This window comes from Mesorhizobium sp. M0816, from assembly GCF_040320005.1.
Taxonomy (GTDB): Bacteria; Pseudomonadota; Alphaproteobacteria; order Rhizobiales; family Rhizobiaceae; genus Mesorhizobium.
Window position 1 is genome coordinate 1 of the sequence record NZ_JAMYOT010000026.1, and the last position, 25,090, is coordinate 25,090.

Below are 25,090 nucleotides of genomic sequence, written 5' to 3' on the forward strand. Positions count from 1 at the left end.
GGGGGGCCCCCGGGTGGGGGGGCCCCGGCCCCGCGCCCCCCCCCCACCATCAACCCCCCCCCCCCCCGGGCCCGGCCCCGGCCCCCCCCCCCCCGGGCTCCATTCCATGGAGATCGACATGTTCGACCGGAACAGAAGCTGCTCCTATGACGAGCAGCACAAGAGACGTTTCCACGCGACAGCCCGTTCACGGCTGAAGAAACTCGCCGCCGAACTTGCCCTGCCGCACGGAAGCTTTGACCCGCGCTCAAACAAGGCGGGCATAGCCGTTTCCGGTGAAATTATACTCTGCACCATGACTGCGCCTACATCCAGGTCAGCCAGTTCGGTTTGTCCTCAGGTCACGGCATCCTGATCCGCACCTGCAAGGGCCGCAAGGATTATGTCGGCGGGGCCAACCACTTCGTCGCGCTCGGCATGCTCGACGACATCCCGGCGCTCGCCGCCGCCGTGCGCGCCATCACTGGGGTTGGTCGAGACGATTCGCGTTCCTCCGAGCGACGTGCCGCCTGAACCCTGCAAACCCCATCATCGCCGGTGCACGCGCCGGCCGCGGGCTCGGCCAGTCGACAGCCACAACACCAAACAGTTGCGACGACGCGGTTCATGCCGCGCGTGGCCGACCCGCGTTCAGGAGAACCCCATGACCGCACATCCACCCTTCAGGAAGGTGCTCGACGGCGTCGCCACCCGCGAGCAGATGTTCCAACTGTTCAGCCGACACAAAGATACTCCCGGCATCGATCCGCTTTCCGGCACTCCCTATTCAGGCGAGTGGTTTCAGATCACCGCGTCAGAATATCACTTCATGCTCGATTTGCTGCCGCCGCTCTTCATGCGCACCGGCATGTTCGGCATCTCGGAGTTCAAGACCGGCAACGTGACCAGCGTATTCTTCGCGATCCGGATCCGGGGCCGCGAACGCTGTATTCATGGCTTTTGCGACCTCACGGATCGGCAATCCCCGGACAAGATGCGCGCCGCCATCATCGCCCACGAGACCGGCGCGAGCGACAGCATGACCCGCGCGGAGAAGCTCGAGGCGATCTGGAATATGACCCCCCGTCGAACTCAGGGGCATCGCCCGCAATGCAAATCCCGGGACCGGGTGGGCCGAACATCGCGGCAAATGCACGATTCTCATTAACGCCGGAAAGCATGATGCTGTCTTCAAGCTGCTTGATGATCTGTCGGATCTCGAGATTGACGAACTCCTGTCCTCCGCCCGATCAAGCCGGAACTCAAAGAAGGGAGGCGACGATAAAGGTTATCCCTGAGAGCTGCCGCTCGGAAGCGAAACGTCCCTATTAGCATGGTCCGCCTACTCCGCTGAAATGGGCGCGTCGGATAGGCTATGCGGCGCGATGTCTATCGAGGAGGCGTTCTATCGGACGCCGACGGGCGAGACGCTCTCGCACATTACGATCGCTTGCACGCAGCCCTATCGCTTTCCAAGATACCGTGACGGCGACCGACATTGCTCGATCAGTGCGTCGCCGCCGGCCGGCGCATTTTCACGGTATTTGAGGCCAGCACTGACCAGGTGCTCGTAGTCCAGCGAGCCACGTATCAGGGTCAGACTTCAACTCGGATGATCCTGGTCACCTGATCACCGTGGGTAATCGCCCACAGCGAGGCCGTGTGGCCGACTGGTTCGACGATATGATCGACCAGTCGCCGAACAAAACTTCGGATCAGGACCTGCCGCGCGGGATGTATCCGGCATTGCGTAGGGCGCCGATGAAGAGGCTGGCCGGGCCGGCGATACTCGTCCTGGCCTGCATAGGTAGCGGCAGAGTGTTCCAGTCTTCCAAGGGAGTGATAAAGCAGGAGAAAGTGCCATTGACCATCCAATGGCTGATCGCCGAGCCCTGCTTGTCCAGCGCCAGAATGCCTGTCTGGTTGCTTGGATATCGGACGGCGGCGATCCGCTGCATTTCCAAGTCGCCATCGATGCGCAAATCAAAAAGCAGTACGCCGTGGCTTCTGATGGCAATTTCTGCGACTTTTTCCGTGAATCCAAGAGGAAGCGCACGGACGCTTTCGACCGCCATCCCGAAAACAATCGCGTCCAGCTCATCCGCAGCCATGAGAAGATTTGCTCCCAAGAAAATCAGGATTGCAATCGATGCAGTCGGTTGTGCACAGTCATCGGATGCGGACGGCTGTGAGTCCCTTGTATGTTTGCCCGGCGGCAACGAATGACGGCGTAGGCGGCGCTCGATGCAGGGAGGGGTTCTTTACCGAACCTGGAGCATGCGAGCCTCGTCAGCATGTCGAAATTTGTCAGCTGCCGGTGGATCGAGCGAAGTGGCGCCTGTGGATGGCGGGCATGGATAGGCTCTGAAGATCTCGTTAAATTAGACCTCGGCTCGCAATAGACTGTTTGCATCCCGTTGATCGAGCCAGTCCCCGAGATCAGGGAAACCTCGCTTGCTCGTCGCTGGCCTTCTCCGATAAAGCTCGGCAAGAGCGATAAGATGCCTAGGCGCAGAATACTCGCTGACGCGAAACAGCGACTTGGCTTGCAAGTCGTCCTCACATCAAGGAAGGGACTATGAAGCGCCAGATCCGGCCATTTATCGTGGAAGTCAAACAGAAGCGCGGCAAGCAAAAGCCAAGCCATTCGATCTGGGGTGGTCTCGACCTGTCCAAAATTGTCACCGAGATGACGCAGCTGTCTGATGGTGCTCAGTTGCCAGGTTCTGAGCTCATTGACTCCAGTATAAGACCCATCGATGCTGAAATACGGGACAAACCACAAGCGGAGCATATCATGGCCGATTCTCAGGAAGCTCAAACTGTGCAGACAACAGTGGCACCAGCCAAAGTGGAAGCCTCTGAAGCGAAGAAGAAAGCTCCGCGAGCAAAGAAAGCGAAGGCAGAGCTCGCCAAGCCGACCCGCAAGAACGGGGCGAGACCAGGGGCCCAGGCGGCTGAACCTGCGATGGCAGTGCGGACCGCCCGGAAGACTTACTCTGAGAAGGAACGCGCCCAGAAGCTTGCCCAGATCGAAAAGTCGATCGCTGGAGGGGCGACCAGCAAGAGTGCGGTCGGCCAAGCCGGCATTTCGGAGCAGACCTACTATCAGTGGAAGAGGGCTGTGGCGCCTTCTTCAGATAGCGGCGATCTCCGTGATCTTGTCGCGCTCGAAGAAGAAAACAAGCGCCTTAAGAACCTGCTTGCTGACCGTCTGCGCAAGGAAAATGCCGAGCTCAAGAAGAAGCTGGGCCTTGCGTAAGACATACTGAGCCTCGTTGGAAATTCCGCCGACGCTCAGAGCGGTAACGGCGGCATATCGCCTTCGCCGGCCCGCCACACCCAGGAGCCGATCTCCGGACGCGCGGCGATCATTTCGTCGAGCGAAGCCTCGAACGCTTCGTCCGCACGGGGCGGGACGACAAAGAGCGCGACCGGCTCATCCCTGTTCTGAAGCAAAGCGTTGGCGATCGGCTGGGCGGTTTGCAGGTCGTAGCGCAATCCCTTTACGCTTTTCTCGCCAAGACGCGCAAGCGCGTCAACGAGCCTCTTCTCCTGGATCGTCTCGTAAGGAATCCAGTTCTCGGATACCACCATCAACGCGACCTCCTCGACAATGGCGAGGCCGGCCGGGTTCAGTCCGAAGATCGCGATGGCCATGAGATGTGAGCTGGAATCCGCTTCCCACAGCGACAATTCTTTCTCGAAACGTGCCTGCAAACGCCGATGCAATGCATCGTCGATGATAAAGGGAAAACCGGGCAGGTGCCTGATGACGAGTTTCTGACCCGATCGGGTGGGCATGATTTCCTTCACCTCGCCGACCAGGACCAGCAACTTTCGGGGGCCGGATTTTGGCGGGAGCGCAGGCGCGAGAACCGCGTTGCGACGCTGTTCGATCGCTTGCCTGTTCTCCGCGCGAAACGGCTCGGGCACAAACAGGATATCCGAGAGCGGTCCGCTCCTCACCGTCATTTGCGCGGCAGCTTCGAGCAGATGCCAGCGGACATTCCACCAATGTCGCTTGCCAGCCCATATGGAAGTCCAGACCGTCAGTTCCGCCTCGTGCCAGAGATAATGAAGGAGGCCACGCAGCGACATCCTCCTGGGGCCTCCGGTTACACTGGCGGAGCTCTCGCCAGCGGGCACCGACGCTGCCCGGCTCCCCGTCTTCGACAGGCTGAAATCGAGTTTCAAAGCCGCCATGCCGCTTTGCGGATCAAGCTGGATGGCGCTGCCCATCAAGGCGCCCAGACCGGAGAGTTCGTATGGGGACTCGTAGGAATCGCAGGACGGGTCATGCCCGCCGCCGCTCAGCGGCATGCGCTTGATCAGATGAAGGTCGCCGATGCGGGCGATGTACATCGGGCAGCCCGGCTCGCGGCACAGGCATAGCGGACGCTCGGTGCGAGCATAGGCGTTCGCCAGCGCTGTCTGCAGGTCAGGCGCCCCTTCCTCGTAAACCGCACTGCCAATTCTGAACCGTCGCATCACCTCGCAGCTCCAGGTCGCCGCCGCATCCCTGTCAGCGCATTGAGTCACGACTTTGCGCAGAGCGCAACCCGTTTGGTGCATCGGCGCCAGAGCCAGAGGGGAGCCGGGAGGAGTGCGGCCCGGCTGGTGCGGAGAGAGTGCCGGCGCGGGCGCCACTCCTCTCTCGCAAAGGACATTTCCATGAACATTGTTTCGACCACATCGGCCGTTGCCCGGACGGCCGCTCCCCTCGGCGCGCCGACGCCCGCTCCCATCAACAACGCCCAGGCGATCTATCAGGCGGCAATGCGGCTTCTGCCTTTCCTCGAGCAGGGCAAGCCTGTCAGCACCGCCGCACTGCGCACCGCCATGACGACAAGTTTTGGCGGCAGCGATGCGCAAGGGTTCTGGGTCTGGAAGGACGCCTATGAGGCGCTCGAAGTCGCCCAGGTGCTGTTTCTGCGCCAGTTCGGCCCTGCGATCCTGTCCCGGTCCACCACGCCGCAGGCAACGCTGGCGATGATGAAGCGCATCGCCGAACTTCTTCCCACCCATACGCGACGCTCCGACGAGAGCCAGGCCATGCAGCAGCTCTCCACGCCCTTGCCGCTGGCCTTCGTCACGGCGTACGCCGCGGCGATCGCATCTTGCGACCTCGTTCTCGAACCCTCGGCCGGCACCGGTCTGCTCGCCGTCCATGCCGAGATGGCGCGCGCCTCGATCGCCCTCAACGAGCTTGCCGCGACGCGGGCCGATCTCGTCGGCCTGCTGTTTCCAAGGTGCCCGGTCTCGCGGCACGACGGCGCCCATATCGACGATCATCTCGACGCGGCCATGGAGCCATCCGTCGTGCTGATGAACCCGCCTTTCACGGTCGGCGCCTATGTCGATGGACATGTCGCCGATGCGGCATGGCGACACCTCTCCTCCGCATTCGCGCGCCTGCGTTCGGGCGGTCGTCTTGTCGCCATCACCGGCGCCGGGCTGTCTCCGGAAAAACCCAAATGGCGGCCGGCCTTCGAACGCCTGCAGCAGCAGGGCACCGTCATCTTCACCGCAGCGATCGACGGCCGTGTCTACGCGCGCCATGGGACGACGGCCGAGATCCGCTTGACCATCATCGACAAAGTTGCTGCTAACGACCCAACCAGCTTCTCCGGCTCGCCGCGCAAGGCCATGGATGTCGGGACTCTGCTCTCCTGGATCTCCGCCCTGCCACCCCGGACACCGGGCGGCTTTCCGGACTCGATCGGTGCATTGTCCAGCGGCATGCTGCGCAATGCCGCCATGCATATGGGTGCCCGATCGAAGGCGAGAGCCGCACCCCTCGCTGTCTCAACGGCTGCTCCAAAGGCCATCCAATCGGTCCGTCCGATTGCGCGGGCGAAGCCCGCCCGCCAGGTCATGGCAAACAGCACGCCGGCTGTCCCTCTCGCCTATGAGCTGCGCGACTGGATGCCGGAGGAGAGCGGCCGGCTGACCGACACCATCTACGAACCCTACGCGCTCCAGTCGATCGACATTACCCGCGCCAAACCGCATCCGACGCCGCTCGTACAGTCGGCCGCAATGGCCGCCGTCGCGCCGCCCAAACCTTCCTATCGACCGCTTCTTCCTGATGCCATCATCGACGAGGGCCTGCTATCGGACGCCCAGCTCGAAAGCGTCATCTATGCCGGCGAAGCCCATTGCGGCCATCTCACCGGCGCCTGGACGGTTGACGAGACCTGCGATGTTGTGTCCGCCGCGCATGAAGGCGCCGAAAACGCGGTTCGCTTCCGCCGTGGATGGTTTCTGGGTGACGGGACCGGTTGCGGCAAGGGGCGGCAGGTCGCCGGTGTCATCCTGGATAACTGGCTGCAGGGTCGCCGACGCGCGATCTGGATTTCCAAGTCGGACAAATTGCTGGAAGACGCCCAGCGCGATTGGGCTGCACTTGGCCAGGAAAAACTTCTCGTCCAACCTTTGTCCCGCTATCGGCAGGGCACACCGATCCGCCTTGCCGAGGGCATCCTGTTCACGACCTACGCCACCCTGCGCTCGCAGGAACGGGAGGGCAAGAAATCCCGGATCGCCCAGATCCTCGACTGGGTTGGACAAGACGCGGGAAGGGCCGAAGGCCCGACGGGGATTAAAGAAAGCCAGACAGGGATTGGAGGAAACCCGTCGGGGGCGAAAAAATCTTTCGATGGCGTCATCGTCTTCGACGAGGCCCATGCCATGGCCAATGCCGCTGGCGGCAAAAGCGAGCGCGGCGACGTCGCGCCCTCGCAACAAGGCAAGGCAGGCCTGCGGCTCCAGCATGCACTGCCTGACGCCCGCGTCGTCTATGTCTCGGCCACCGGCGCGACCGCCGTCGAGAACCTCGCCTATGCGCAGCGCCTCGGCATCTGGGGCAGCGAGGATTTTCCATTCGCCAACCGCGCCGAGTTCGTCGCCGCGATCGAGGACGGCGGTGTCGCGGCGATGGAAGTGCTCGCCCGCGATCTCAAGTCGCTCGGTCTCTATGTGGCCCGTTCGCTCTCCTATGAAGGGGTCGAATACGACTTGCTCGAGCATGAGCTGAGCGACGAACAGACCCGCATCTACAATGCCTATGCGGATGCGTTCCAGGTCATCCACAACAACCTGACTGCCGCCCTTGAGGCAGCCAACATTACTAGCGAAACCAGTACGCTGAACCGCAACGCCAAGTCGGCGGCGCGCTCGGCCTTCGAGAGCACCAAGCAGCGCTTCTTTAGTCATCTCATCACCTCGATGATGACGCCGACGCTGATCGGCGCGATCGAGCAGGACCTCGCCGACGGTCATTCGGCGGTCGTGCAGATCGTCTCGACCGGCGAAGCGCTGATGGAACGGCGGCTTGCCGAGATCCCGACCGAGGAATGGTCGGACCTGCATGTCGATGTGACGCCGCGCGAGTATGTAGGCGGATACTTGATGCATTCCTTCCCCACCCAGTTGTTCGAGGAATATTCGGACGCGGAGGGCAACGTCCTTTCGCGGCCTGTCCACGACGAAGATGGCAACCCGGTTCAATGCCGCGAGGCCGTTCGCATGCGCGACGAGATGATCGAGAGGCTCGCGTCGCTTCCGCCGGTCGGCAGCGCGCTCGACCAGATCATCCATCACTTTGGGACCGACACCGTCGCCGAGGTGACCGGCCGCTCGCGGCGCATCGTGAAGAAGACCGGCCGCGACGGCATCGACCGGCTGGCCGTGGAAAACCGCCCTGGCTCGGCCAATCTCGCCGAGACCCAGAGCTTCATGGACGACGACAAGAGCGTGCTGATCTTTTCCGACGCGGGCGGCACCGGCCGGTCCTATCACGCCGATCTTGGGGTCAGGAACCAGAGGCTGCGCAAGCACTATCTGCTCGAGGCCGGCTGGCGCGCCGACAACGCCATCCAGGGTCTCGGACGGACCCATCGCACAAATCAGGCGCAACCGCCGCTGTTCCGGCCCATGGCCGCCAACGTGAAAGCCGGCAAGCGCTTCCTGTCGACGATCGCGCGACGGCTCGACACGCTGGGCGCGATCACGCGCGGTCAGCGCCAGACCGGCGGGGCAGGGTTGTTCCGTGCCGAAGACAATCTCGAAAGCGCCTATGCCCGCGTGGCGCTGCGGCAGTTCTATCATCTGCTGCACCAGGGCAAGATCGAGGGCTGCTCGCTCACGACCTTCGAGACGGTGACTGGGCTGTCGCTGACGACGGATGAAGGTGGTTTGCGGGACGAGCTGCCGCCAATCACGACCTGGCTCAATCGCCTGCTGGCGTTGCGCATCGAAACCCAGAACCTGCTGTTCGAGGTGTTCGAGCAGCTGATGGCGGGAAGAATAGAAGGCGCCATCGCCGCGGGAAACTATGACAAGGGACTGGAGACGATCACGGCGGAGAGCATCGTAGTCACCGATCGCCGCACCGTCTACGCGCACCCGGTCTCGGGCGTGCAGTCGCATGTGCTGACAGTCGCGCGCAAGGACCGTATCCGGCCGCTCGGCCTGGTCGATGCGCTGGCCATTGCCCGTGCGGAGCCGCAATCGGCTCTGCTGGTCAACGCCCGTTCGAGCCGCGCGGCGATCCGGCTGCCGACGGCGAGCCTGATGCTCGACGACGGCGCGATAGAGCACCGCGTGCGCTTGCTGCGGCCGACCGACGAGCTGCGCTTCGGTCTCGACGCCCTTGCCGAAACACACTGGCAGCCGGCCGACCGGAAATTGTTCTGCGAGCTGTGGGAGTCGGAAGTCGCCGCCGTCCCGGAGTTCATCACCAGCACCTTTCACATCGTGACGGGGCTGCTGTTGCCGATCTGGCGTCGGCTGCCGGACGACGACTGTCGAGTCTATCGAATCCAGACCGATGCCGGCGAACGCATCATCGGCCGCCACATCGCGCCCACCCTTGTCGCGACCATGTTGCGCAATCTGGGGCTCGATCATCCGCCGACGCTCGCGCCGGAAGATGCCTGGACCGGGCTCGTGGAAGGCAGGCTCGGACTGCAACTTGCCGACGGCCTGATTCTGCGCCGCAGCCGCGTCATGAACGACTACCGTGTCGAATTGATTGGCTTCACCGACGCGATGGTCCCCCGGCTGAAGGCGCTGCGGCTGATCTCCGAGATCATTTCCTGGAAGCTCCGGCTGTTCATCCCGACGGCCGCGCAAGGGTCTGCCATCCTCGCCGCGCTCCTCGACCGCCATACGCTCGTTGGCGTCACCGACCGTACGGCAGTGGTTTGAGGGGAGGCGATCATGACCGGCTCGGCCTCCGAGCTGGCACGCCGCCTTGGCGATCATGCCGAGGCGGTGTGCCGCGAATATCTCCCCAACGGCCATCGCTCCGGCAATCACTGGATCGTCGGTGATGTCCGCAACGCGCGCGGCCGCTCCATGCATGTGCGGCTGAAAGCCAATGCCAAAGGCCCTGCCGGCAAGTGGGTCGACGAGGCGACGGCCGAATATGGCGACCTGGTCGACGTCATCGAGGCGAGCTGCGGCCTGGTCGGATTCCGCGAGGTCGCCGATGAAGCGCGTCGCTTCCTCGCCATGCCACGGCCAGAACCCCAGTTCCGCCCATCCGATATCCAGCGCCAGCCTGCCGCGGCACGCGGCTCCCCTGACGCGGCCCGCCGCCTGTTCGCCATGTCGCAGCCGATCGCCGGCACGCTGGCCGAACGCTACCTCACCGGCCGCGGCATTCTGCTTGCCGCCCGCGAACGCGCCCTGCGCTTCCACCCCGGCTGCTACTATCGCGATCTCGTGACCGGCGAGACGCAGACCCTGCCCGCGCTGATCGCTTCGGTCACCGGCATCGACGGGCGCATTACCGGCCTCCAGCGCACCTGGCTCGCTCCGGACGGCAACGGCAAGGCGCAGATCGCCGATCCTCGACGCTCGCTCGGTCATCTCCTGGGAAATGGCATCTGGCTCGGCCTCGATCCCGACACGCCCGTTCCGGTCATGGCCGCCGGCGAGGGTTTCGAGACGATGGCCTCGCTCCGCACGGTGATGCCGGCGCTGCCGGTGGCTGCGGCGACCTCGGCCAATCACCTCGCCGGCCTGATCTTGCCCCCCGGCTGCCGCCGCCTCTACATCGCAGCCGATGCCGACGCCGCCGGCCGGCACGGCATCGAGCGTCTCAGCCAGCGCGCAGGCGAGGCCGGGATCCTCGCCCTGGTGTTTCGGCCGCAGCTCGGCGACTTCAACGACGATCTGCGCCATCTCGGCCCCGCCCATCTCGCGGCATGGCTCAGCGATCAGCTCGTCCCGGAAGATGCCCGTCGCTTCCTGCCGCCCGGATGAACGGCCCGAGCTGGCGGGCGGGCAGGGGTGGCGTCAGCGGAAGCCTTGCAGGCATGGCGGCGGTCCGCCGGAGAGGCCGCGCCCGCGGCCTGCCCGAGAGGCCACCCCTGCCACCCCCCGTACACGGCCGCAACGGCTGCGCCGTCCTCCGCTCGCGCTCCGGCCTTCGGTGCGGCCGCGTCCGGGGCGCGGCCGGGATGCGCTGTCAGGCCGCGATAGGCGCGGCCATAACCGACGGAGACACGCCATGACCTACGAGCCTGCTTTCGACGACGCCTACGAGCCCTACCACGCCTCCTCGCCGACCGACCGCGTCATCCTCGAACTGCAGATGTACGGCCATCGCCCGCATCAGGACGAACCTGATTCTCGGCCGCTTCCCGACGACGAAGTGATCCGGGCAGGACTCGCCGGCATCGTCGATACCTTTGCCGGTATGCTTGGCGACACCAGGCTCGAACCCGATCTCGACGACCTGCTCTGGTCGTTCGCAAACGTCTTCCACCGTGCCGCCGAGCGTGTCGCCCGCAGCCTCGACCGCAACGAGGAGGCGCAGCGCTCGAGTCAGCAGGAGCAGGACGGCTCGGAGGTGAAGTCGGTCGAGCTGGAGCGGCTGACCGCGGAAGGCATCACCTATATCGAGCGCCGCAACGTGCTCGAAATCATGCGCGATGAGGCCGCCGACCTCTACGAGGCGCAGACCGGATCGGCATGGCGGCCGCGCACTGGCTCCAAGGTCAGCCACCAGGCGATGACCGCGGCGGTGATCGACAGCCGCGACTTCCTCGCCGCCCGCCGCCACGCCGAAACCGAGGTGCTCATCCCGGCCGGCACCAAGATTGCCTTCGCCGGCGGCCTCGACTGCAACGATCACGACCGGATCTGGGACGCGCTCGACAAGGCCCGCGAGAAGCATCCCGACATGGTTCTGATCCATGGTGGCAGCCCGCGCGGCGCCGAGCGCATCGCCGCCTGCTGGGCCGAGAACCGGAAGGTCACCCAGATCGCCTTCAAGCCGGACTGGAACCGGCACGCCAAGGCGGCTCCGTTCCGCCGCAACGACCAGCTTCTCTCCGTGGTGCCCTACGGCCTGATCGTCTTTCCCGGCTCCGGCATCACCGACAACCTTGCCGACAAGGCCCGTCGGCTCGGCATCCCCGTGTGGCGGTTCGCGGAGGGCGGCGCGTGAGCGTCGGTTTCCTCGCATCCGCACCATCGAACCCGACCGCGCGAAGCGCACCGAAGCCAGCGCGCGAAGCACTGCACCCCCTCCACAGATCTTATCGTCGCCGTGGGGCGTGCCGCCACGCAACGTGGTATTGCGGTCCGCGTTACACTAACGTATATACGTCCGCAGCACAGGAGCGCGCCATGGCCACCACAGCCACGAGGAAGGAAACACCCGTCTCAATGCGGTTTCGCGACGATGATCTCACCATCATCGACCGCGGCGCGCAGTTGCTCGGCCTGTCGCGCACGGAGTTCATGCGGCGCGCAGCACTCCACGAGGCGCAGGCGGCCATCCTCAACGAAACCGTCATCCGCGTGTCCCCGCAAGCCTATGACGCCTTCATGCAGGCGATCTCAGCCCCGGCCGCCGCGCCCCCGCCGAAGGCGGCCGAGCGGCTGCGTCGGTCCCCCCCCTGGGACCGCTAGGTGGCGCTTTCAGGCATCGAACTCCTCGACGACATGCACCGCCTCGACAGCTTCGATTGCGGCAAGCCCGCGCTCAACGCCTGGCTGGCCGGCTTCGCGCGAACGAACCAGGCCCGCGGGTTTACCCGCGTCCTGGTCGTTCACGACGAGGGAACAGTCGTGGGCTATTACGGCCTCGCGCCGGGCGTGATCCAGCCAAACAGCGCACCGCGCGCCATACGCACCGGACGGCCGCCCGATCCGATCCCCTGTCTGCTGATTGGACAACTCGCCGTCGACCATCGCTACGCCGGACAAGGCATCGGCAGCGGCCTGGTCAAGGACGCGCTGCATCGCTGTGTCGCCGGCGCCGACATCGTCGGCGGCCGCGCAGTGGTGGTGCGGGCGATCGACGCCGAGGCCGAGCGCTACTGGCAGAGCTGGGGCTTCATTCCCGCGCGGGACAATCCGTCGGTGCTCATGCGCTCGATCCAGGACGTGAGCCTCTGGCTGGCCGACAAAGGCCACTAGCTCCAAGCGCGTAGCGCCAGTAGCCAGATCCGCGTAGCGCCTCCGGAAGCGGCAGGGTCCGGGCGCGCGGGCCTGCGGCCCGCCGGGCTCTCGTCGCGGCGTCCCGCCTCTCCCCGCTCCGGCTTCGCCGTCTCGGCCTTCGGGTGACGATCCCTCGCGCAGGGCCGGAGGGAGAGGGCGGCCGGCGCGGGGCGGGGGACGCTGGAGAGAAGGGAAAGTCACGATGTCGATGATATTCATAGGTGGATCACGCGAGATATTCGAGCTGCCGGAACCTGCCATCACTCGCATCGGCGCAATCGTTGCTGCCGAGCACGGCGTGCTGGTTGGCGACGCGCCCGGAGTCGATGCCGAGGCGCAGGGCCTGCTCGCGGGCTACGGCTACGACCATGTCGGGGTCTTCCATGCGGGCAAGGAACCCCGCAACAATTTGGGCGACTGGGCCGCCTACCATGTTCCTTCTCCTGAGGGCGCCGAAGGATACTGGTTCCACGCCGCCAAGGACCGGGAGATGGCGCGGCGCGCCGACTTTGGCATGATGGTCTGGGATGGCGCATCACCCGGCACGACCGTCAACGTGCTTCGGCTCGCCATCGCGAACAAGCCGTGCGTCATTTACGATCTGGCAAGGGGCAGCATGGCGACGACCTACAATGTGGAAGACTGGTGCGCCATGCTCCGCCATGCCGGTCCGGACATTCGCCGCCAAGCCGAAGCCCGCATGATGCCGGACGAGCGTCTGGCGTTGCCGGGATGATGTACGCGCGGTTCCGCGGATAGCCCGGTGGGTCCGATCTCCGATATGCTTGATCCGGCTCCGCGCCGCCTACTCACTTTTATGAACGGCCGGAGCCGGCCCTTTCGAAACCGGTCCACGCGCAGAGCCGCGGGGCGTGTGCGGATGATCATCTTGACCCGTCTCGCCTCTGAAGCGGGTGCAAGCGTGCCGAACACTGGCTTGCCGGGTCATCCAACCTGGCTGCGCGGTATCGTCCCCAGAGGGGCGTGAAGGCCGCTGCCAGCCGGCCCCGATCTCGAAACCGCTGTGCCGCCATACCGAACGCGGAAGGCGGTTCACGCGCCATTGCTGCTGTTCGATGTGTTGGCGATGCCGACGACACGACCCGAGAGGCTGCAGCCTGTTCCTGCGATCCGGCAGCGTTGCGTCGGCGGTCAAGCGATGGCGGCCTGAGTTCTTGTCCATCTGCCGCATCCGGGACCATTCCCGTTTCATGTCGCCTTTGTAGACGACCGCCTGCTTTGTGCGGTCAACCCCCGTTGGGGGTACACTCGGCGAATATTCAGGAAAATTCGATTTCTGTTTTTGTCTGCGGACAGGCGAAGGGCCTGCCCGCTTTTTCGGCAAATAGAATTTTCCAGAATTTTCGCCGAGATGACCGCAGCAGGACGGCCCTCTCCTTTGGCGCCATCGGGAATGGTCCCGATGCAACCGAAGGAGAACTAACATGGCCACCACGATCGCAAACCTCACCACCAAGGCCGACGGCTCGATGGAAGGGGTCTTCGCCACGCTCCGGGTCAATGCCCCGATCACCCTCATCCCGAACCCCAACAAATCGCGCGAGGACGCCCCCGACTACCGGATCGTCAACAAGCGCACGGGCTTCGAGATCGGAGCCGGCTGGCACCGCATCTCCCAGCGTTCGGGCGAGGAGTACCTCTCGGTCAAGTTGGAAGCCCCCGAGATCGGCGTCATCTTCGGCAATCTCGCTCCCGCCCCGGGTGGCGAGGAAAACAAGAAGGTCATCCTCTGGAACAACCCCCAGTGAGGCATCAGTGGCCGGCCCCGCAAGGGGCCGGCTCCCCACCGGCAATAGGAGGTTGCAATGAGCCGCTACACTATCACTGTCACTGGCACCGTCACCGGACAGGGCCGCTCGGACCCAGACGCTGTCATCGGCTACGATCCACCACTTCGAACCTACTTCCTGCAGGCGTTCCCACACGAAGAAACCGACGAGCCGGGTCTTTGGCTCGGCACCCACGATCGCGCGTTCGAAGCGCTTGAGGATCTTCACCGCGCAGCCATCTCACACGGCTACGACTTCATCCCGCTGTCGCCCAAACTGGCCGCAAAGCTGGTCGACGACAAAGCGGCAGCCAGCGGGCGTCCGGTGCGAGACACAATCCTCGGCCAGGTGCTGAAACACCTCAACCAACCCAAGTAGGCAAACACATCTCAGGGCCCGCGACGGAGTGTTCCGTCGCGGGCCCTTTTTTTGCGCGTCGCAAAGAGTCACAAACATCACCCGTCACAGCATGCGACAGCGACTCCATACCGCCGATTATTCCTTTGGCAGTTTGTGCTTATGAACGCGGATATAATCCTGCACGGCCTTTCGCAGCAGTTCGGTCATGCTGTGCCCGTTGCTGATCGCCAGCAACTTGAACTGGCGCTGCTCCACTGCCGTCAAATAGTACCCGCAGCGGATCATCTCCTCCTCGCGAATCTTCTTTCCGGCAATGGGGTCCTTTTTCTGACCCTGCCGCAGCAGCTTGCGGAAATCGGGCCTGACTGCCGGGGACGGCTTTGTCGGTTCCTTCATCTGTGGCGCAGCTTGCTCCTTGATCCCCGACGGCTCGGCCTTCGGTGGGATGAACATGCTCGGCAGTGCCGGCGGCTGCGTGAAAATCGCCTTCATCATGCGAGCTTTCTTGTCGTCACCCAGTTTCGGTGCGGTTTCGTCACTCATGCCGCGTTCCTTGTGGCTTCGATGAAGGTTTGCAGAAGGTCGTCGAAGACCCCTTCGCTCTCGGCAACCGCCTTCGCATCAGGCACCGCGGGGCTGTAAAGGGTCTGCCCGGTCTGAAGATCGCGGTACGCAACACGATTGTGCAGGACGTGTTCTGCAATGGGCGTGCCGTTGGCCTGGATGATGGCGCGCAGTTCGTTCAGGGCTCGCGCCCTGCCATCGATGATGGTCTGCTTGGTGAGCACGAATATCGCAGGCAGCGGTTTACCCCGGCTCTCGACCGCCAGCGGGATGTAGTGGTCGGTGACCTGGATGGCGGCGGTCACATCGTCGAGGGCAAAATAGACCGGCACGACGACAATATCGGCCGCGAAGATCCCGGCCATGAGGTTGTCATTTGTGGTGCCTTCCGTATCGATCAAGACGACAGAGCGCTCACCGTTGTGAATGGCTGCGGCGTCAAGGATTTCCTGCGGCGTCATCGCGCTCACAAGCTGGAGCCTGTCGGGACGATTGCCAGCCTCACCCAGCATCTGGAACCAGCGATTCATGTTCTGCCGCCGGTCCCCGTCGATAAGAGTGACCGAATAGCCCCGATGCAGCGCGACGGATGCGAGGGTGCGCAGCATCGTCGATTTGCCAGTGCCGCCCTTGGGGATCGCAGCGGAGATGATCATGGGGGCCTCCTTCCGGCGTGGGCTTCTTGTATCCATGTTAACATGGATACATGTCATCATGGACACATGGAATAATATCGCGGTCGAAACATGGTGACATTGTCGACGGGGAAGGCTGGTTTGGCAACCCAGGCGCGCATCCATAAGGGCTCGCTAAAGGTGCAGTTTTTGCGCAGCTGCTGTCTTCAGGAAAGAAGCGGTGGCCCATCGAGTGCGCATTTCCGACTAAGCTTTCCCGGCTGCGCATCAGAGGGGCCGATGTTCCTTGATAACATGGATACAAGTCGCCAATGCATCATAGACACATCGCATCAAATCACGATGGGAACATTTCGCCCGCGCTGCTGCCGCTGACAACTGCGCTGGAGAGAGAACCCCGCCCGTACCTACAATTCCACCTCTTTCCTATTGGATGGCAGGATAGCCTATTTTGTGATACACACAAAATAGGCGGCGCGGCCCTGACGGGCCTTAGCGCCCGCAAGCGGGCTTGAGAGATGGATGCAGACGTCCAGAAAGCAGCGGTAAAGAACGCGTCACGGCGCTACGGCGAGGTGACCCACATCCGGTTTTCGGCTGACGAGATGGCCAGCCTCAAAGCCATTGCGGAGCGCGATGGCGTAACGGTCAGCGAGGGGGTCCGACGTCTCGTGCGGGCAGAGACCGGGCATCTGCCGATCGCGTCAGAGGCGTTGCGGCCAACGATCGTGGAGATGACCGATCAGCTGCGGCGCGTCGGCATCAATTTCAATCAGGCGGTGCGCGCCATGAATGACGGCCGTGTTGCCCATGATGAGGATCTTGAGCAGGCGCTGATCGCCGTGGGTGACCTCGTGCGGCAGTTCCGCGAGGAACTAAAGGCGATGACCGTCGGACCCCGCAAGGCGAGGGAGGCCAGGCCATGAGCGATCGTCTTGCTGGCTACGCGGCCGAAATCGAACGCTATCTTCGAGGCGAGTCCGGCGTGAAGCGTGAGGAGCTGGACGACGACAAGTCCGTGACGGGCGCCCGACGCGCGGCCGGTGAATTCCAGGCGATGAAGAGTTATGAGGGGACCGGTGGCGGCGGACGCCTCGGGCAAGGACAAGCCGGCTCGACGGTAGGTGGAGGCAGGAATGCCCCTCGTTCGTCGGTGGGAGGGACAGGACTGGCGGGGAGCTCCATGTCCAACAGGGCACCGAAGTCCACTGCTGCTGTGAGCTCGCCCAAGGCCGCTAGCGCGCCGATCATGGTCTACGGCGCCACGCTCGCCGGTTTCCGGCCGGAAGAGGAGGAGGAAGACTGGAAGCGGCGCGGCGGCGGCGGCCGTGGCCGTGGAGCTGTTCGTCCGAGCGGTACAGGACGAGCGGTGCGGGCGGGCTATCAGGCGCGGGCCGTGGCGGCACGGGCAGGCTATGCGGCGGGCGCGCAACCTGGCGTGTTCAAGGTCATGCCCAATCCGCCGTCGACCAGGGAAGCCGCCGCTCGGCTGCTCAATTACATCGGAAAGCGCGAGGACGAAAAAGGCGAGAAACACGACATCGAGATTTTCGACGAGGACGGGCAGGTGCTTGCGACAGGCGGCGCACGAAAGGCGTTCCTGGAGACGTTTTGCGAGACGTTCGAACCGCCCTTGGAAAACACCAATTTTCTGGAGGTTCGTTTCGAGCTCGCCGGCGAGGTCACCGATGCCGCCTTGAGCGAGGCGCTGAACGAGGCCTTCGGTGCAAAACCGTTCGTCTATACGCAGGATGAAAAGACGGTGCAGGTTTACGCGCATACCGATGAGCGGGCAGGACCTATTGCGAGGGTCCTTGCCGGTGGTCGAGAAAATTCGCGCAGCAAGGCGCTCGACAAGATCGAGGCGCGTTTGTCTGAAGCTATGGGCGCGGCGGGGGTGGTCGCCAAGGCAGAGGTAACGGCGGCCGTGAGCCGTGAACCCAAAGCAAAATATTTCCTGCAGAAGTTCATCCGCACCCACAGCCAAGTCCGCCACGCAAATGGCGAGGTTGTGCCCGGGGTGAAGAATTCCACCAAGGCTGCGGCTTCGGTCTATGAGCAATGGAGCCCGCAGTTTTCGGGGCGTGAGCGGCGCAATGCCTATCACCTACTTTTCTCGGCAAGGGCCGGCACCGATGCCAACGCCGTCATGGCCGCGGCGCTCGCCGTGCTCGAGGAGCGCGCGCCAGGATACAAGTTCGTCCTGGCGCATCACAACGACACCAAGCACGTCCATATTCATGCAATGGTGCAGGCACGGTCAGCCGATGGCGAGCGTCTGAAATTCTACAAGCCAGATCTGGTCGCCTGGCGCGAGGCCTTTGCGGAAAAAGCACGCGAGAACGGCATTGCGATGGTGGCGACGCGGCGCATGGATCATGCGATGACGCGGCCATTCACCAAGGAGCATGCCGGAGCCTATAGCCGCGCCCAGAGCGATCCGCGCTACCAGGTCAGCGCCAGGACGATCGAGCGAGTGGAGGCCAAGCGGCAACGCCGTCTGGATGGGCAATCCCTTGTCGTGAACGGTGATGCAATCGCTGCCGCATGGCAAAAGACTGTGACGACGATGCGGACCGCGGGCATAGTCGGTCAGGCTCTCACGGCAGCGGAGTCGATCGGCAGCAATTTTCTGCGGTTCCGTCGCGATCGGACAGGTGAGGGGCAACCAGGTCCTGCCGCGGGTCGCGGAGCTGATCAATCGGGGCAGAAGTCTTTTCTGTCCCATCCCGGTATGAGAGAATTGAATGCACTGATAGGAGATTTGAACATGGCGCAAACCCCCTTGGAAATGCGGCGTCAGATGGCCCGCGTCAATCAGGCTCTGGACAACATGCGCGAGACGCTGCCGGCGGCGCATCAAGGACAGTTCGAACAGTATCGTGAAGAGGTCAACGACAAGATGCACGACCGTCTGGCGCGGCTGCAATTCGAGCGGCAGCAGCGTCGCCGTGGTGGCAGCGGCGACCCGATCCCCGAGCGCGAGGCGCGAGGGCGAGACCTTCCAACTCGGGACGATCCCCGCCAGCCGGAAGAGCCGCGCACCGGCACCGAGCAGGAGAAGGTGAGAGCCAAGCAGAAGGACGCGAACAAGCAGAAGGCGCGACAGTCGGAAGAGCAGGACCGGAAGACCCAGCGCTCAAACGATAACGACCACGAGCGTTGAGCAAGGGCCGACAGCGTCCTTGCGCGGTGGTTATCAAAACGAAGCATTCGTCGCGGGATGATCAGACCAGATGGCAGAAATGCGCCCTATCTCGGCGAGCGGCCTTGGACTGACGGTGTCCTCGTTCACCTCAATGTTCTCCTTCGACGATTGTCGCGCCCCGCAGAGTGGCCGGGCTTCAAAAGCGGACTCGGCTGACTAGGCCCTCGGCTTCGTGACTGGGAGGTGACCAGATTCCAAAGCCCACCTTTCTTGACATTGCCCGCCGCGCCGGGGTTGGCACGGCGACGGTTGAGCGCGTGCTGAACGGCAGGGGTGGCGTCACGCCTGCCACTGTCGAGAAGGTCGTCGCGGCCGCTCGCTCGCTCGACTATCCTCGGCGCTTGCCGGAAGCTCATCACGGGGTGATCAGGATCGAGGTCATCCTGGTGCGTCCGGACGCCACCTTCTTTGCCCGACTGTCTCGCGCTTTCGAGCGCATCGCCGCGACGCTCGATCGCTCCATCGCCGTCCACCGCACCTTTCTCGACGAGGCGGACCCGGCGGCGATCGCCAGGCGCATTCTTGATCCGGACATGCGCCGCGCCGGCCTCATCCTCGCAGTTCCCGACCACCCGCTGGTTGGCGCCGCCTTGAGGAAACTCGAGGCCGAAAACATCCCGACCGTGCAGATCGTCACTGAGATTTCCGGCACCAGCGGGGCCTATGTCGGTATCGACAATTATGCCGCCGGACGCATGGCAGGGCTGTTGTTGTCGCGCATGCAAAGGCGGCCAGGCAAGGTGGTGGCGGTCTGCCACAGCCAGATCTACCGCGTGCACCGCGACCGCGTGCGCGGCTTCTTCGACTACCTGATGCAGACGGCGACCGAACATTTCGAACCGATCGGGGCGCTGTTCGGTCATGACGATGGAGACCGCAACGCTGAGCAGCTTCTTGAAGCCTTGAAGCGCTGGCCCGACCTTGCCGGTCTCTATAATGCAGGCGGCGCCAATTCGGCGCTCAACGATGTCTTGCGCCGAGATCCGCTCGGACGCCAGGTCTTCTTCGTCGGCCACGAACTCACCGAGCGCAGCGCCGCTGCACTACGCGAGGGTACGATGGATGTCGTGCTCGACCAGGCCCCCGAGGCGCAGGCGAGGCGAGCCATGGACCTCGTGCTGGCGACATTGAACCTGCACGACCTGCAAGTCGAAAACCCGCCGATCCGCTTCGTCACCTTCACTGCCGAGAACCTTTGATCTGATTTGATCAAGGTAGAGCGAGCTTCGCCTCCGTCACGGTGCTACCTTCCTAACGGACGGCGATCGCAAATGAAGTTCGCCTCCTCATCCAGCCGCTTTGCGTCCGCCTTCCCCGTTGGGAGAAGAGGCTGGCGCCAAGCGCAGACGATCTCCCTTTCCCCTCGAGGAAAGGTCGGATTGCCAGAAATCGGTTGGCAACCCGGGTGAGAGGGCATTCTTCCACATGCAATGGCGCTCCGCGAAGGGGAGGACGACTAGTGACGAGACGGCTGACGGCCTACGATCTGAGGAGCGCCAAGGGCAGCCGCAAATGGCTGCAGCTTCACGTCGACACGCCGGCTGAGGCCGCCGCGGCTGTCGCCTGCGATATCGTAATCCTCTCGAGCGAGCCCGACCACAAGCTGGAATTGATCCGTGAGGCGGCGCCTTTCGCCTTCTTGTCGGTCGGCATGCCGCATGGCGCGGTCGCCTCGCCCGACGAGGCGGTACGGCTCGGCTTTGACATGATCAATCGCGGCGCCGACGCCGTCTATTGCTCGCATTCGCCGCGCTTCATCGAGGCGATGGCGGCGGAGGGCATTCCGGTTACCGGCCATGTCGGCCTGGTGCCGAACCGCGCCACCTGGACGAATTTTCGCGCCGTTGGAAAGACCGCAGAAGAAGCCTTCAAGGTGCTGCGCGCGGCCAAGGACCTTGAGAATGCCGGTGCCGCCTGCATCGAGGTCGAGGTCGTGCCGGTGCGGCTTGCCGATCACATCACGCGCTCGATCTCACTCATCACCATGGGCATGGGCTGCGGCAGCGCCTGCGACACGCAGTACCTATTTTCCAGGGACGTGCTCGGCACCCACACCGGTCACTATCCGCGCCACGCCAAACGCTATGCCGATTTCGTCACACTGGAGGCCGAACTGCAGGAGAAGCGCATCGCCGCCTTCCGCGCCTTCAGCCGCGATGTGACAGCTGGCGCCTATCCCGAAGCGAAGCACCAGGTCGACATGGACGATGCCGCCTATGACCGCTTCCTCACCCTTTCCCAATCCCTGTGAGAATGACATGGACGACCTGAAGTACGGCACGCGCAACAAAAGAGGCGACTGGGCTCCGAGCGAGCCGGCAGGCACCGCGCCGCTGTTCGCCTTTCCGCCGCGTCCGCTGGCGCTGCTGAAATGGCTGCCGCACTATTTCCTGCCCTACAATCTGCTGTTCGCGCTCTCGGCGGTCGCGTGGTGGCACTACGTGCTGCCCGACGTCGAGGTCATGAAAACGCTGAGCCTCGGATGGATCCTCAGGCTCTTCCTCGTCAACTGCGCGGCGCTGCTTGTCTTCTTCGGCGTCTTCGAGCTCCGGCTCTACATTTTGAGAGCCCAGGGCAATCGCTTCAAATACAACGGCAAATGGCCCTCCGAGCAGAAGAGCAAGGCTTTCTTCTTCGAGGACCAGAACCTTGACAACATGCTGCGTACCTTCGGCACCGGCATGCCGATCTGGACGGCGATCGAGGTCGCGATCCTCTACGCCTATGCCAACGGCTACGTGCCGTGGCTGACAGTCGCCGAGCATCCCGTCTACCTGGTTTGCCTGGCGCTGGTGGTGCCCATCATCCACGAGACGCATTTCTTCTTGCTGCACCGGGCAATCCACTGGCCGCCGCTCTACAAATGGGTGCATTCGGTGCACCACAACTCCGTCAACCCGTCGCCCTGGTCGTCGCTGTCGATGCACCCCGTCGAGCAGTTCGGCTATCTCGGCGTTGCACTCTGGCACCTGGTCATCCCGTCGAACCCGCTGCTTGCGCTCTACCAGCTCCACTATGCCGGCTTCGGCGCCATTCCCGGTCATGTCGGCTTCGACAAGGTCGAACTCGGCGAGGCCACCAGCATCGATAGCCACGCCTACATCCATTACCTCCATCACAAATATTTCGAGGTGAATTACGGCGACGGCCTCATCCCGTTCGACCGATGGTTGGGCACTTTCCACGACGGCAGCAAGGAAGGCGAGGCCCGCATGCAGGCCCGCTACGAGAAGAAGAAGGCGCGCGCCAACGCCGCCCATTGACAGCCCGACCAGACAGCCACGCGAGGCGTCCGCGCAAGCCATCCCGCAAGGGCCGGAAGTCAAAGGAGGGGTGAACCGGCACTCCATCCATAAGGGAGGAAAACCGTGAAGAAGCTTTTCATTTCGACCGCGTTGGCGGCCTTGATGTCGACCAATGCGATGGCTGCAAAAATTGGCGTCAGCATCGTCAACTTCGACAACAATTTTCAGACGTTGCTGAGGGACGGCATGCAGGCCCGCGCCAAGGAGAAGGGCGCCGGCATCCAGGTCGAGGACGCGCAGAATGACGTCGCCAAGCAACTCGACCACGTGAAGAACTTCATCGCCACCGGCGTAGACGCCATCATCGTCACGCTGGTCGACACCAATGCGTCAAGGACGCTCAGCGAGGAAGCTGCCAAGGCCGGCATCCCACTGGTCTTCGTCAACCTCGAACCATCAGACATGGCGAGCCTGCCGGAGAAACAGGTCTATGTCGGCTCCAACGAGGTAGAGTCCGGCACGCTGGAAGCCTTCGAGGTGTGCAAGATGCTGCGCGCCAAGGGCAAGTCGGCAGGTGCCAAAGCCTACATCGTCATGGGCAGCCTCGTCCACCAGGCGGCCCTGCAGCGGACCAAGGATGTCGAGCAGATCTTCGGCACCGACATGTGCAACTTCATCAAGATCGTCGACAAGCAGTCGTCCGAATGGTCGCGCGACAATGCCCAGAACCTGATGACCAACTGGCTGACCGCCGGCGGCGCGCCGGATGCCGTCATCGCCAACAATGACGAATCCGCCATCGGTGCCATCCTGGCGCTCAAGGCCAACGGCGTCGACATGAAGAACGTCGTCGTCGGCGGCATCGACGCCACGCAGGACGGCTTGCAGGCGATGAAGGCCGGCGATCTCGCGGTCACCGTGTTCCAGAACGCCAAGGGCCAGGGTGGCGGCGGCGTCGACGCCGCACTCGCGCTGGCCAAGGGCGAGAAGGTCGACGGCGTCGTCTACGTGCCGTTCGAACTGGTGACCCTGGCCAACGCCGCCGACTACCTCAACAAGAACTGATCCCAGGACCGGGGCCTCCGGAACGGCAATGCCGCCCGGAGGCCCGACCGCAACTCATAGAGGAAAAAATGTCCAGCTGGATCACCGTCTGCGGCCTCGACGATATCGAACAGGAAGGTGCCCGCCGTTTTGACCATGAAGGCCGTACCTACGCCATCTTCCGCTCGCCCGATGATGAAGTGTTCTGCACCGACGGCCTATGCACGCACGAAGCGGTACACATCGCCGACGGACTGGTCATGGATTACGAGGTCGAATGCCCCAAGCACGCGGGCGCCTTTGACTATCGCACCGGCGCGGCAAAGCGGCTGCCGCCTTGTGTCAATCTCAGGACCTATCCTGCAAGGGTCGAAGAGGGCTCCGTCCTGGTTGCGATGCCGGAGACAGGAGCCTGAGGCTTGGTGGGGCAGTCGACCTGCTCCCGTACCGCTTCGGTCAGTTAACTACTACGAAAGCGGCGTGCCTAAATGTCCGCTTCCGGCCCCGTTTCAGACATTCGTGACCGGCGTCATGATAAGAAGCGCCCATCACTGACCGGGGTCCACTGAGGGAAGCCGACCTTCCCCAGCCTTTCGCCAGGCACGGAGTCTTTGCCAACCACGCATTTGAAGCCTATGCTTCCCACATCGGCCGCCAGATCCTTCGGACGCAGCCGACAGTAAGAGGTACGTGCTCTTGCCCGTCAGGGAGAGAGCCATGCCGCAATCCCTTCTTCGCAATCGTGTATTGAAAACCCTCTCCCCAGGGGATTTCGCGCTACTGCAGCCGTCAATGCATCACGTCGAACTGGGCATCAAAGACCAGCTTGAGGTCTCGTATCAGCCGATAGAGCGCGTGTATTTTCCAGAGATGGGCATCGCTTCAGTGGTCGCCACGATGACCGGCGGGCGGCAAAGCGAAGTCGGCATCGTCGGCCACGACGGCATGACAGGAGTTGCCGTTATTCTCGGCCAGGACAGGTCTCCCAATGAAACTTATATCCAGGTCGCAGGCAATGGCTGGATCCTCCCGGTTGAAGCTCTTCGTTCTGCAATTGCGGCAAGCCAGTCCCTTCGCGAGTCACTGCTTCGCTATGCCCACGCGTTCCTCGTCCAGTCGTCCCGGACGGCACTGGTCAACGGCCATTCGAAAATCGAGGAGCGGTTGGCCCGCTGGTTGCTGATGGTCCAAGACCGCGCCGAAGGAAACAAGATTTACCTGACGCATGAATTTCTGGCGACCATGCTTGGCGCCCGGCGCCCTGGCGTTACCACCGCTCTCCAAATGCTTGAATATCGGGGGTTGGTTCACGCCAAGCGCGGCGAGATCACGATTGTCGACCGCGTTGGAATGATCCAGCTCACACATGGTGCTTACGGAGAGGAGGAGCAAAGTCACTTCGGCCTAACCTCCGCCTGATTGTCCTGAATCGGACAGAGCCTCACAGGCTGTCGAATTGGTGCCATAAATCGAGTTGGTCAGGGTTCAGGGAGGAATTTTCGATGACCAACACTTTTCACGCCGTCACGGTTGAAAGGGCTGCCGAAGCCTATGTTCTCTCCAGAGGCAAGGCCCACTTCCTCTCCATCGCCCAGGCGATCCGCGCCATCCGGACGCTCATGCCGACATGCAGGGCCACCGACCGTGAGTTGGAGGAGCTGTTGGCGGCGGCTTCTATCGTTCACGGCGTGCCCGTCGCTTTCGATGCAAAAACGGCCGATGGTGTAAAACCACGGCTCCATTCGTAGGCCACTGGTTCATCTTCGCCATCGCGCTTGGCCTCGGTGCCACCTTCTATCTCGT

The 25,090-nt window shown here is 63.3% G+C and carries 24 protein-coding genes; 20 read left to right on the forward strand and 4 right to left on the reverse strand.

From position 1 onward, the window contains the following. Positions 1-330 precede the first annotated feature (330 nt). Positions 331-513, forward strand: coding sequence for a hypothetical protein (locus NKI17_RS28625; RefSeq protein WP_352797593.1), 183 nt, complete (start codon positions 331-333; stop codon positions 511-513). Positions 514-643: 130 nt separating this feature from the next. Beyond that, the gene (locus tag NKI17_RS28630; RefSeq protein ID WP_352797595.1) at positions 644-1,147 is read left to right on the forward strand and encodes a DUF1419 domain-containing protein; all 504 of its coding nucleotides are present in this window, start codon (positions 644-646) and stop codon (positions 1,145-1,147) included. A 547-nt stretch (positions 1,148-1,694) separates the two neighbouring features. On the opposite strand, the gene NKI17_RS28635 is transcribed toward NKI17_RS28630, so the two are convergent. Next, positions 1,695-2,090, reverse strand: a complete 396-nt coding sequence (locus NKI17_RS28635) for a hypothetical protein (protein WP_352797598.1) — start codon at positions 2,088-2,090, stop codon at positions 1,695-1,697. A gap of 467 nt (positions 2,091-2,557) precedes the next feature. Between NKI17_RS28635 and NKI17_RS28640 the strand changes: the two genes are divergently transcribed. Beyond that, the gene (locus tag NKI17_RS28640) at positions 2,558-3,241 is read left to right on the forward strand and encodes a transposase (protein ID WP_352797599.1); all 684 of its coding nucleotides are present in this window, start codon (positions 2,558-2,560) and stop codon (positions 3,239-3,241) included. A gap of 35 nt (positions 3,242-3,276) precedes the next feature. Here the strand turns inward: NKI17_RS28640 and NKI17_RS28645 are convergent, their stop codons facing one another. Continuing rightward, positions 3,277-4,470, reverse strand: a complete 1,194-nt coding sequence (locus NKI17_RS28645; RefSeq protein ID WP_352797760.1) for a DUF1173 domain-containing protein — start codon at positions 4,468-4,470, stop codon at positions 3,277-3,279. 183 nt (positions 4,471-4,653) lie between these two features. Between NKI17_RS28645 and NKI17_RS28650 the strand changes: the two genes are divergently transcribed. The 8 genes from NKI17_RS28650 (at position 4,654) to NKI17_RS28685 (ending at position 14,609) form a co-directional block, all read left to right on the forward strand. Next, positions 4,654-9,192, forward strand: a complete 4,539-nt coding sequence (locus NKI17_RS28650; protein WP_352797601.1) for a strawberry notch-like NTP hydrolase domain-containing protein — start codon at positions 4,654-4,656, stop codon at positions 9,190-9,192. A 12-nt stretch (positions 9,193-9,204) separates the two neighbouring features. After that, the gene (locus NKI17_RS28655) at positions 9,205-10,254 is read left to right on the forward strand and encodes a DUF7146 domain-containing protein (protein WP_352797603.1); all 1,050 of its coding nucleotides are present in this window, start codon (positions 9,205-9,207) and stop codon (positions 10,252-10,254) included. Between the two features lie 247 nt (positions 10,255-10,501). Further along, entirely contained in the window at positions 10,502-11,443 is a 942-nt protein-coding gene (locus NKI17_RS28660; protein WP_352907110.1) for a DUF2493 domain-containing protein, read from the forward strand. Between the two features lie 182 nt (positions 11,444-11,625). Beyond that, positions 11,626-11,910, forward strand: a complete 285-nt coding sequence (locus tag NKI17_RS28665; RefSeq protein WP_352797607.1) for a type II toxin-antitoxin system TacA family antitoxin — start codon at positions 11,626-11,628, stop codon at positions 11,908-11,910. Then, positions 11,911-12,420, forward strand: a complete 510-nt coding sequence (locus NKI17_RS28670; protein ID WP_502894642.1) for a GNAT family N-acetyltransferase — start codon at positions 11,911-11,913, stop codon at positions 12,418-12,420. A 223-nt stretch (positions 12,421-12,643) separates the two neighbouring features. Continuing rightward, on the forward strand, positions 12,644-13,177 hold the full coding sequence (locus NKI17_RS28675; RefSeq protein WP_352797609.1) for a hypothetical protein: 534 nt from the start codon (positions 12,644-12,646) through the stop codon (positions 13,175-13,177). 709 nt (positions 13,178-13,886) lie between these two features. Next, entirely contained in the window at positions 13,887-14,210 is a 324-nt protein-coding gene (locus NKI17_RS28680) for a DUF736 domain-containing protein (RefSeq protein WP_352778180.1), read from the forward strand. 57 nt (positions 14,211-14,267) lie between these two features. Continuing rightward, positions 14,268-14,609, forward strand: a complete 342-nt coding sequence (locus NKI17_RS28685) for a hypothetical protein (protein ID WP_352797612.1) — start codon at positions 14,268-14,270, stop codon at positions 14,607-14,609. Between the two features lie 117 nt (positions 14,610-14,726). On the opposite strand, the gene NKI17_RS28690 is transcribed toward NKI17_RS28685, so the two are convergent. Continuing rightward, a complete protein-coding gene (locus NKI17_RS28690) occupies positions 14,727-15,134 on the reverse strand; it encodes a hypothetical protein (RefSeq protein WP_352797614.1) in 408 nt (135 codons plus the stop codon). Beyond that, entirely contained in the window at positions 15,131-15,811 is a 681-nt protein-coding gene (locus NKI17_RS28695) for a nucleotide-binding protein (protein ID WP_352797616.1), read from the reverse strand. Before NKI17_RS28695 ends, NKI17_RS28690 begins: the two co-directional genes overlap by 4 nt. A 497-nt stretch (positions 15,812-16,308) precedes the next feature. On the opposite strand from NKI17_RS28695, the gene NKI17_RS28700 reads away from it, so the two are divergent. The 9 genes from NKI17_RS28700 to NKI17_RS28740 all read left to right on the forward strand — a co-directional run bounded on the left by NKI17_RS28700 (position 16,309) and on the right by NKI17_RS28740 (position 25,035). After that, positions 16,309-16,716: a plasmid mobilization protein gene (locus NKI17_RS28700; protein ID WP_352778189.1), complete on the forward strand. Its 408-nt coding sequence runs from the start codon at positions 16,309-16,311 to the stop codon at positions 16,714-16,716. After that, positions 16,713-18,956 (forward strand): relaxase/mobilization nuclease domain-containing protein, encoded by a 2,244-nt coding sequence (locus NKI17_RS28705; protein ID WP_352907111.1) that lies wholly within the window; start codon positions 16,713-16,715, stop codon positions 18,954-18,956. Before NKI17_RS28700 ends, NKI17_RS28705 begins: the two co-directional genes overlap by 4 nt. A gap of 233 nt (positions 18,957-19,189) precedes the next feature. Next, positions 19,190-20,197 carry a LacI family DNA-binding transcriptional regulator gene (locus tag NKI17_RS28710; protein WP_352797764.1) on the forward strand — a complete coding sequence of 336 codons (1,008 nt, stop codon included), beginning with the start codon at positions 19,190-19,192 and terminating at the stop codon, positions 20,195-20,197. A 260-nt stretch (positions 20,198-20,457) separates the two neighbouring features. Continuing rightward, on the forward strand, positions 20,458-21,249 hold the full coding sequence (locus NKI17_RS28715) for a 3-methyl-2-oxobutanoate hydroxymethyltransferase (protein WP_352797620.1): 792 nt from the start codon (positions 20,458-20,460) through the stop codon (positions 21,247-21,249). A gap of 7 nt (positions 21,250-21,256) precedes the next feature. Next, positions 21,257-22,261 (forward strand): sterol desaturase family protein, encoded by a 1,005-nt coding sequence (locus tag NKI17_RS28720; RefSeq protein ID WP_352797623.1) that lies wholly within the window; start codon positions 21,257-21,259, stop codon positions 22,259-22,261. A 105-nt stretch (positions 22,262-22,366) separates the two neighbouring features. Next, positions 22,367-23,308, forward strand: a complete 942-nt coding sequence (locus NKI17_RS28725; protein ID WP_352907112.1) for a substrate-binding domain-containing protein — start codon at positions 22,367-22,369, stop codon at positions 23,306-23,308. Positions 23,309-23,376: 68 nt separating this feature from the next. Next, the gene (locus NKI17_RS28730; protein WP_352797628.1) at positions 23,377-23,703 is read left to right on the forward strand and encodes a MocE family 2Fe-2S type ferredoxin; all 327 of its coding nucleotides are present in this window, start codon (positions 23,377-23,379) and stop codon (positions 23,701-23,703) included. Between the two features lie 301 nt (positions 23,704-24,004). Beyond that, positions 24,005-24,706: a Crp/Fnr family transcriptional regulator gene (locus NKI17_RS28735; protein ID WP_352907113.1), complete on the forward strand. Its 702-nt coding sequence runs from the start codon at positions 24,005-24,007 to the stop codon at positions 24,704-24,706. 83 nt (positions 24,707-24,789) lie between these two features. Beyond that, positions 24,790-25,035, forward strand: a complete 246-nt coding sequence (locus tag NKI17_RS28740; RefSeq protein WP_352797634.1) for a hypothetical protein — start codon at positions 24,790-24,792, stop codon at positions 25,033-25,035. Positions 25,036-25,090: the final 55 nt, after the last annotated feature.

Bases quoted from the DNA above. Each gene is read 5' to 3' on its own strand.
- NKI17_RS28630 (WP_352797595.1), top strand. From the start codon at position 644: ATGACCGCACATCCACCCTTCAGGAAGGTGCTCGACGGCGTCGCCACC.
- NKI17_RS28635 (WP_352797598.1), bottom strand. From the start codon at position 2,090: ATGGCTGCGGATGAGCTGGACGCGATTGTTTTCGGGATGGCGGTCGAA.
- NKI17_RS28640 (WP_352797599.1), top strand. From the start codon at position 2,558: ATGAAGCGCCAGATCCGGCCATTTATCGTGGAAGTCAAACAGAAGCGC.
- NKI17_RS28645 (WP_352797760.1), bottom strand. From the start codon at position 4,470: ATGCGACGGTTCAGAATTGGCAGTGCGGTTTACGAGGAAGGGGCGCCT.
- NKI17_RS28650 (WP_352797601.1), top strand. From the start codon at position 4,654: ATGAACATTGTTTCGACCACATCGGCCGTTGCCCGGACGGCCGCTCCC.
- NKI17_RS28655 (WP_352797603.1), top strand. From the start codon at position 9,205: ATGACCGGCTCGGCCTCCGAGCTGGCACGCCGCCTTGGCGATCATGCC.
- NKI17_RS28660 (WP_352907110.1), top strand. From the start codon at position 10,502: ATGACCTACGAGCCTGCTTTCGACGACGCCTACGAGCCCTACCACGCC.
- NKI17_RS28665 (WP_352797607.1), top strand. From the start codon at position 11,626: ATGGCCACCACAGCCACGAGGAAGGAAACACCCGTCTCAATGCGGTTT.
- NKI17_RS28675 (WP_352797609.1), top strand. From the start codon at position 12,644: ATGTCGATGATATTCATAGGTGGATCACGCGAGATATTCGAGCTGCCG.
- NKI17_RS28680 (WP_352778180.1), top strand. From the start codon at position 13,887: ATGGCCACCACGATCGCAAACCTCACCACCAAGGCCGACGGCTCGATG.
- NKI17_RS28685 (WP_352797612.1), top strand. From the start codon at position 14,268: ATGAGCCGCTACACTATCACTGTCACTGGCACCGTCACCGGACAGGGC.
- NKI17_RS28690 (WP_352797614.1), bottom strand. From the start codon at position 15,134: ATGAGTGACGAAACCGCACCGAAACTGGGTGACGACAAGAAAGCTCGC.
- NKI17_RS28695 (WP_352797616.1), bottom strand. From the start codon at position 15,811: ATGATCATCTCCGCTGCGATCCCCAAGGGCGGCACTGGCAAATCGACG.
- NKI17_RS28700 (WP_352778189.1), top strand. From the start codon at position 16,309: ATGGATGCAGACGTCCAGAAAGCAGCGGTAAAGAACGCGTCACGGCGC.
- NKI17_RS28705 (WP_352907111.1), top strand. From the start codon at position 16,713: ATGAGCGATCGTCTTGCTGGCTACGCGGCCGAAATCGAACGCTATCTT.
- NKI17_RS28720 (WP_352797623.1), top strand. From the start codon at position 21,257: ATGGACGACCTGAAGTACGGCACGCGCAACAAAAGAGGCGACTGGGCT.
- NKI17_RS28730 (WP_352797628.1), top strand. From the start codon at position 23,377: ATGTCCAGCTGGATCACCGTCTGCGGCCTCGACGATATCGAACAGGAA.
- NKI17_RS28735 (WP_352907113.1), top strand. From the start codon at position 24,005: ATGCCGCAATCCCTTCTTCGCAATCGTGTATTGAAAACCCTCTCCCCA.
- NKI17_RS28740 (WP_352797634.1), top strand. From the start codon at position 24,790: ATGACCAACACTTTTCACGCCGTCACGGTTGAAAGGGCTGCCGAAGCC.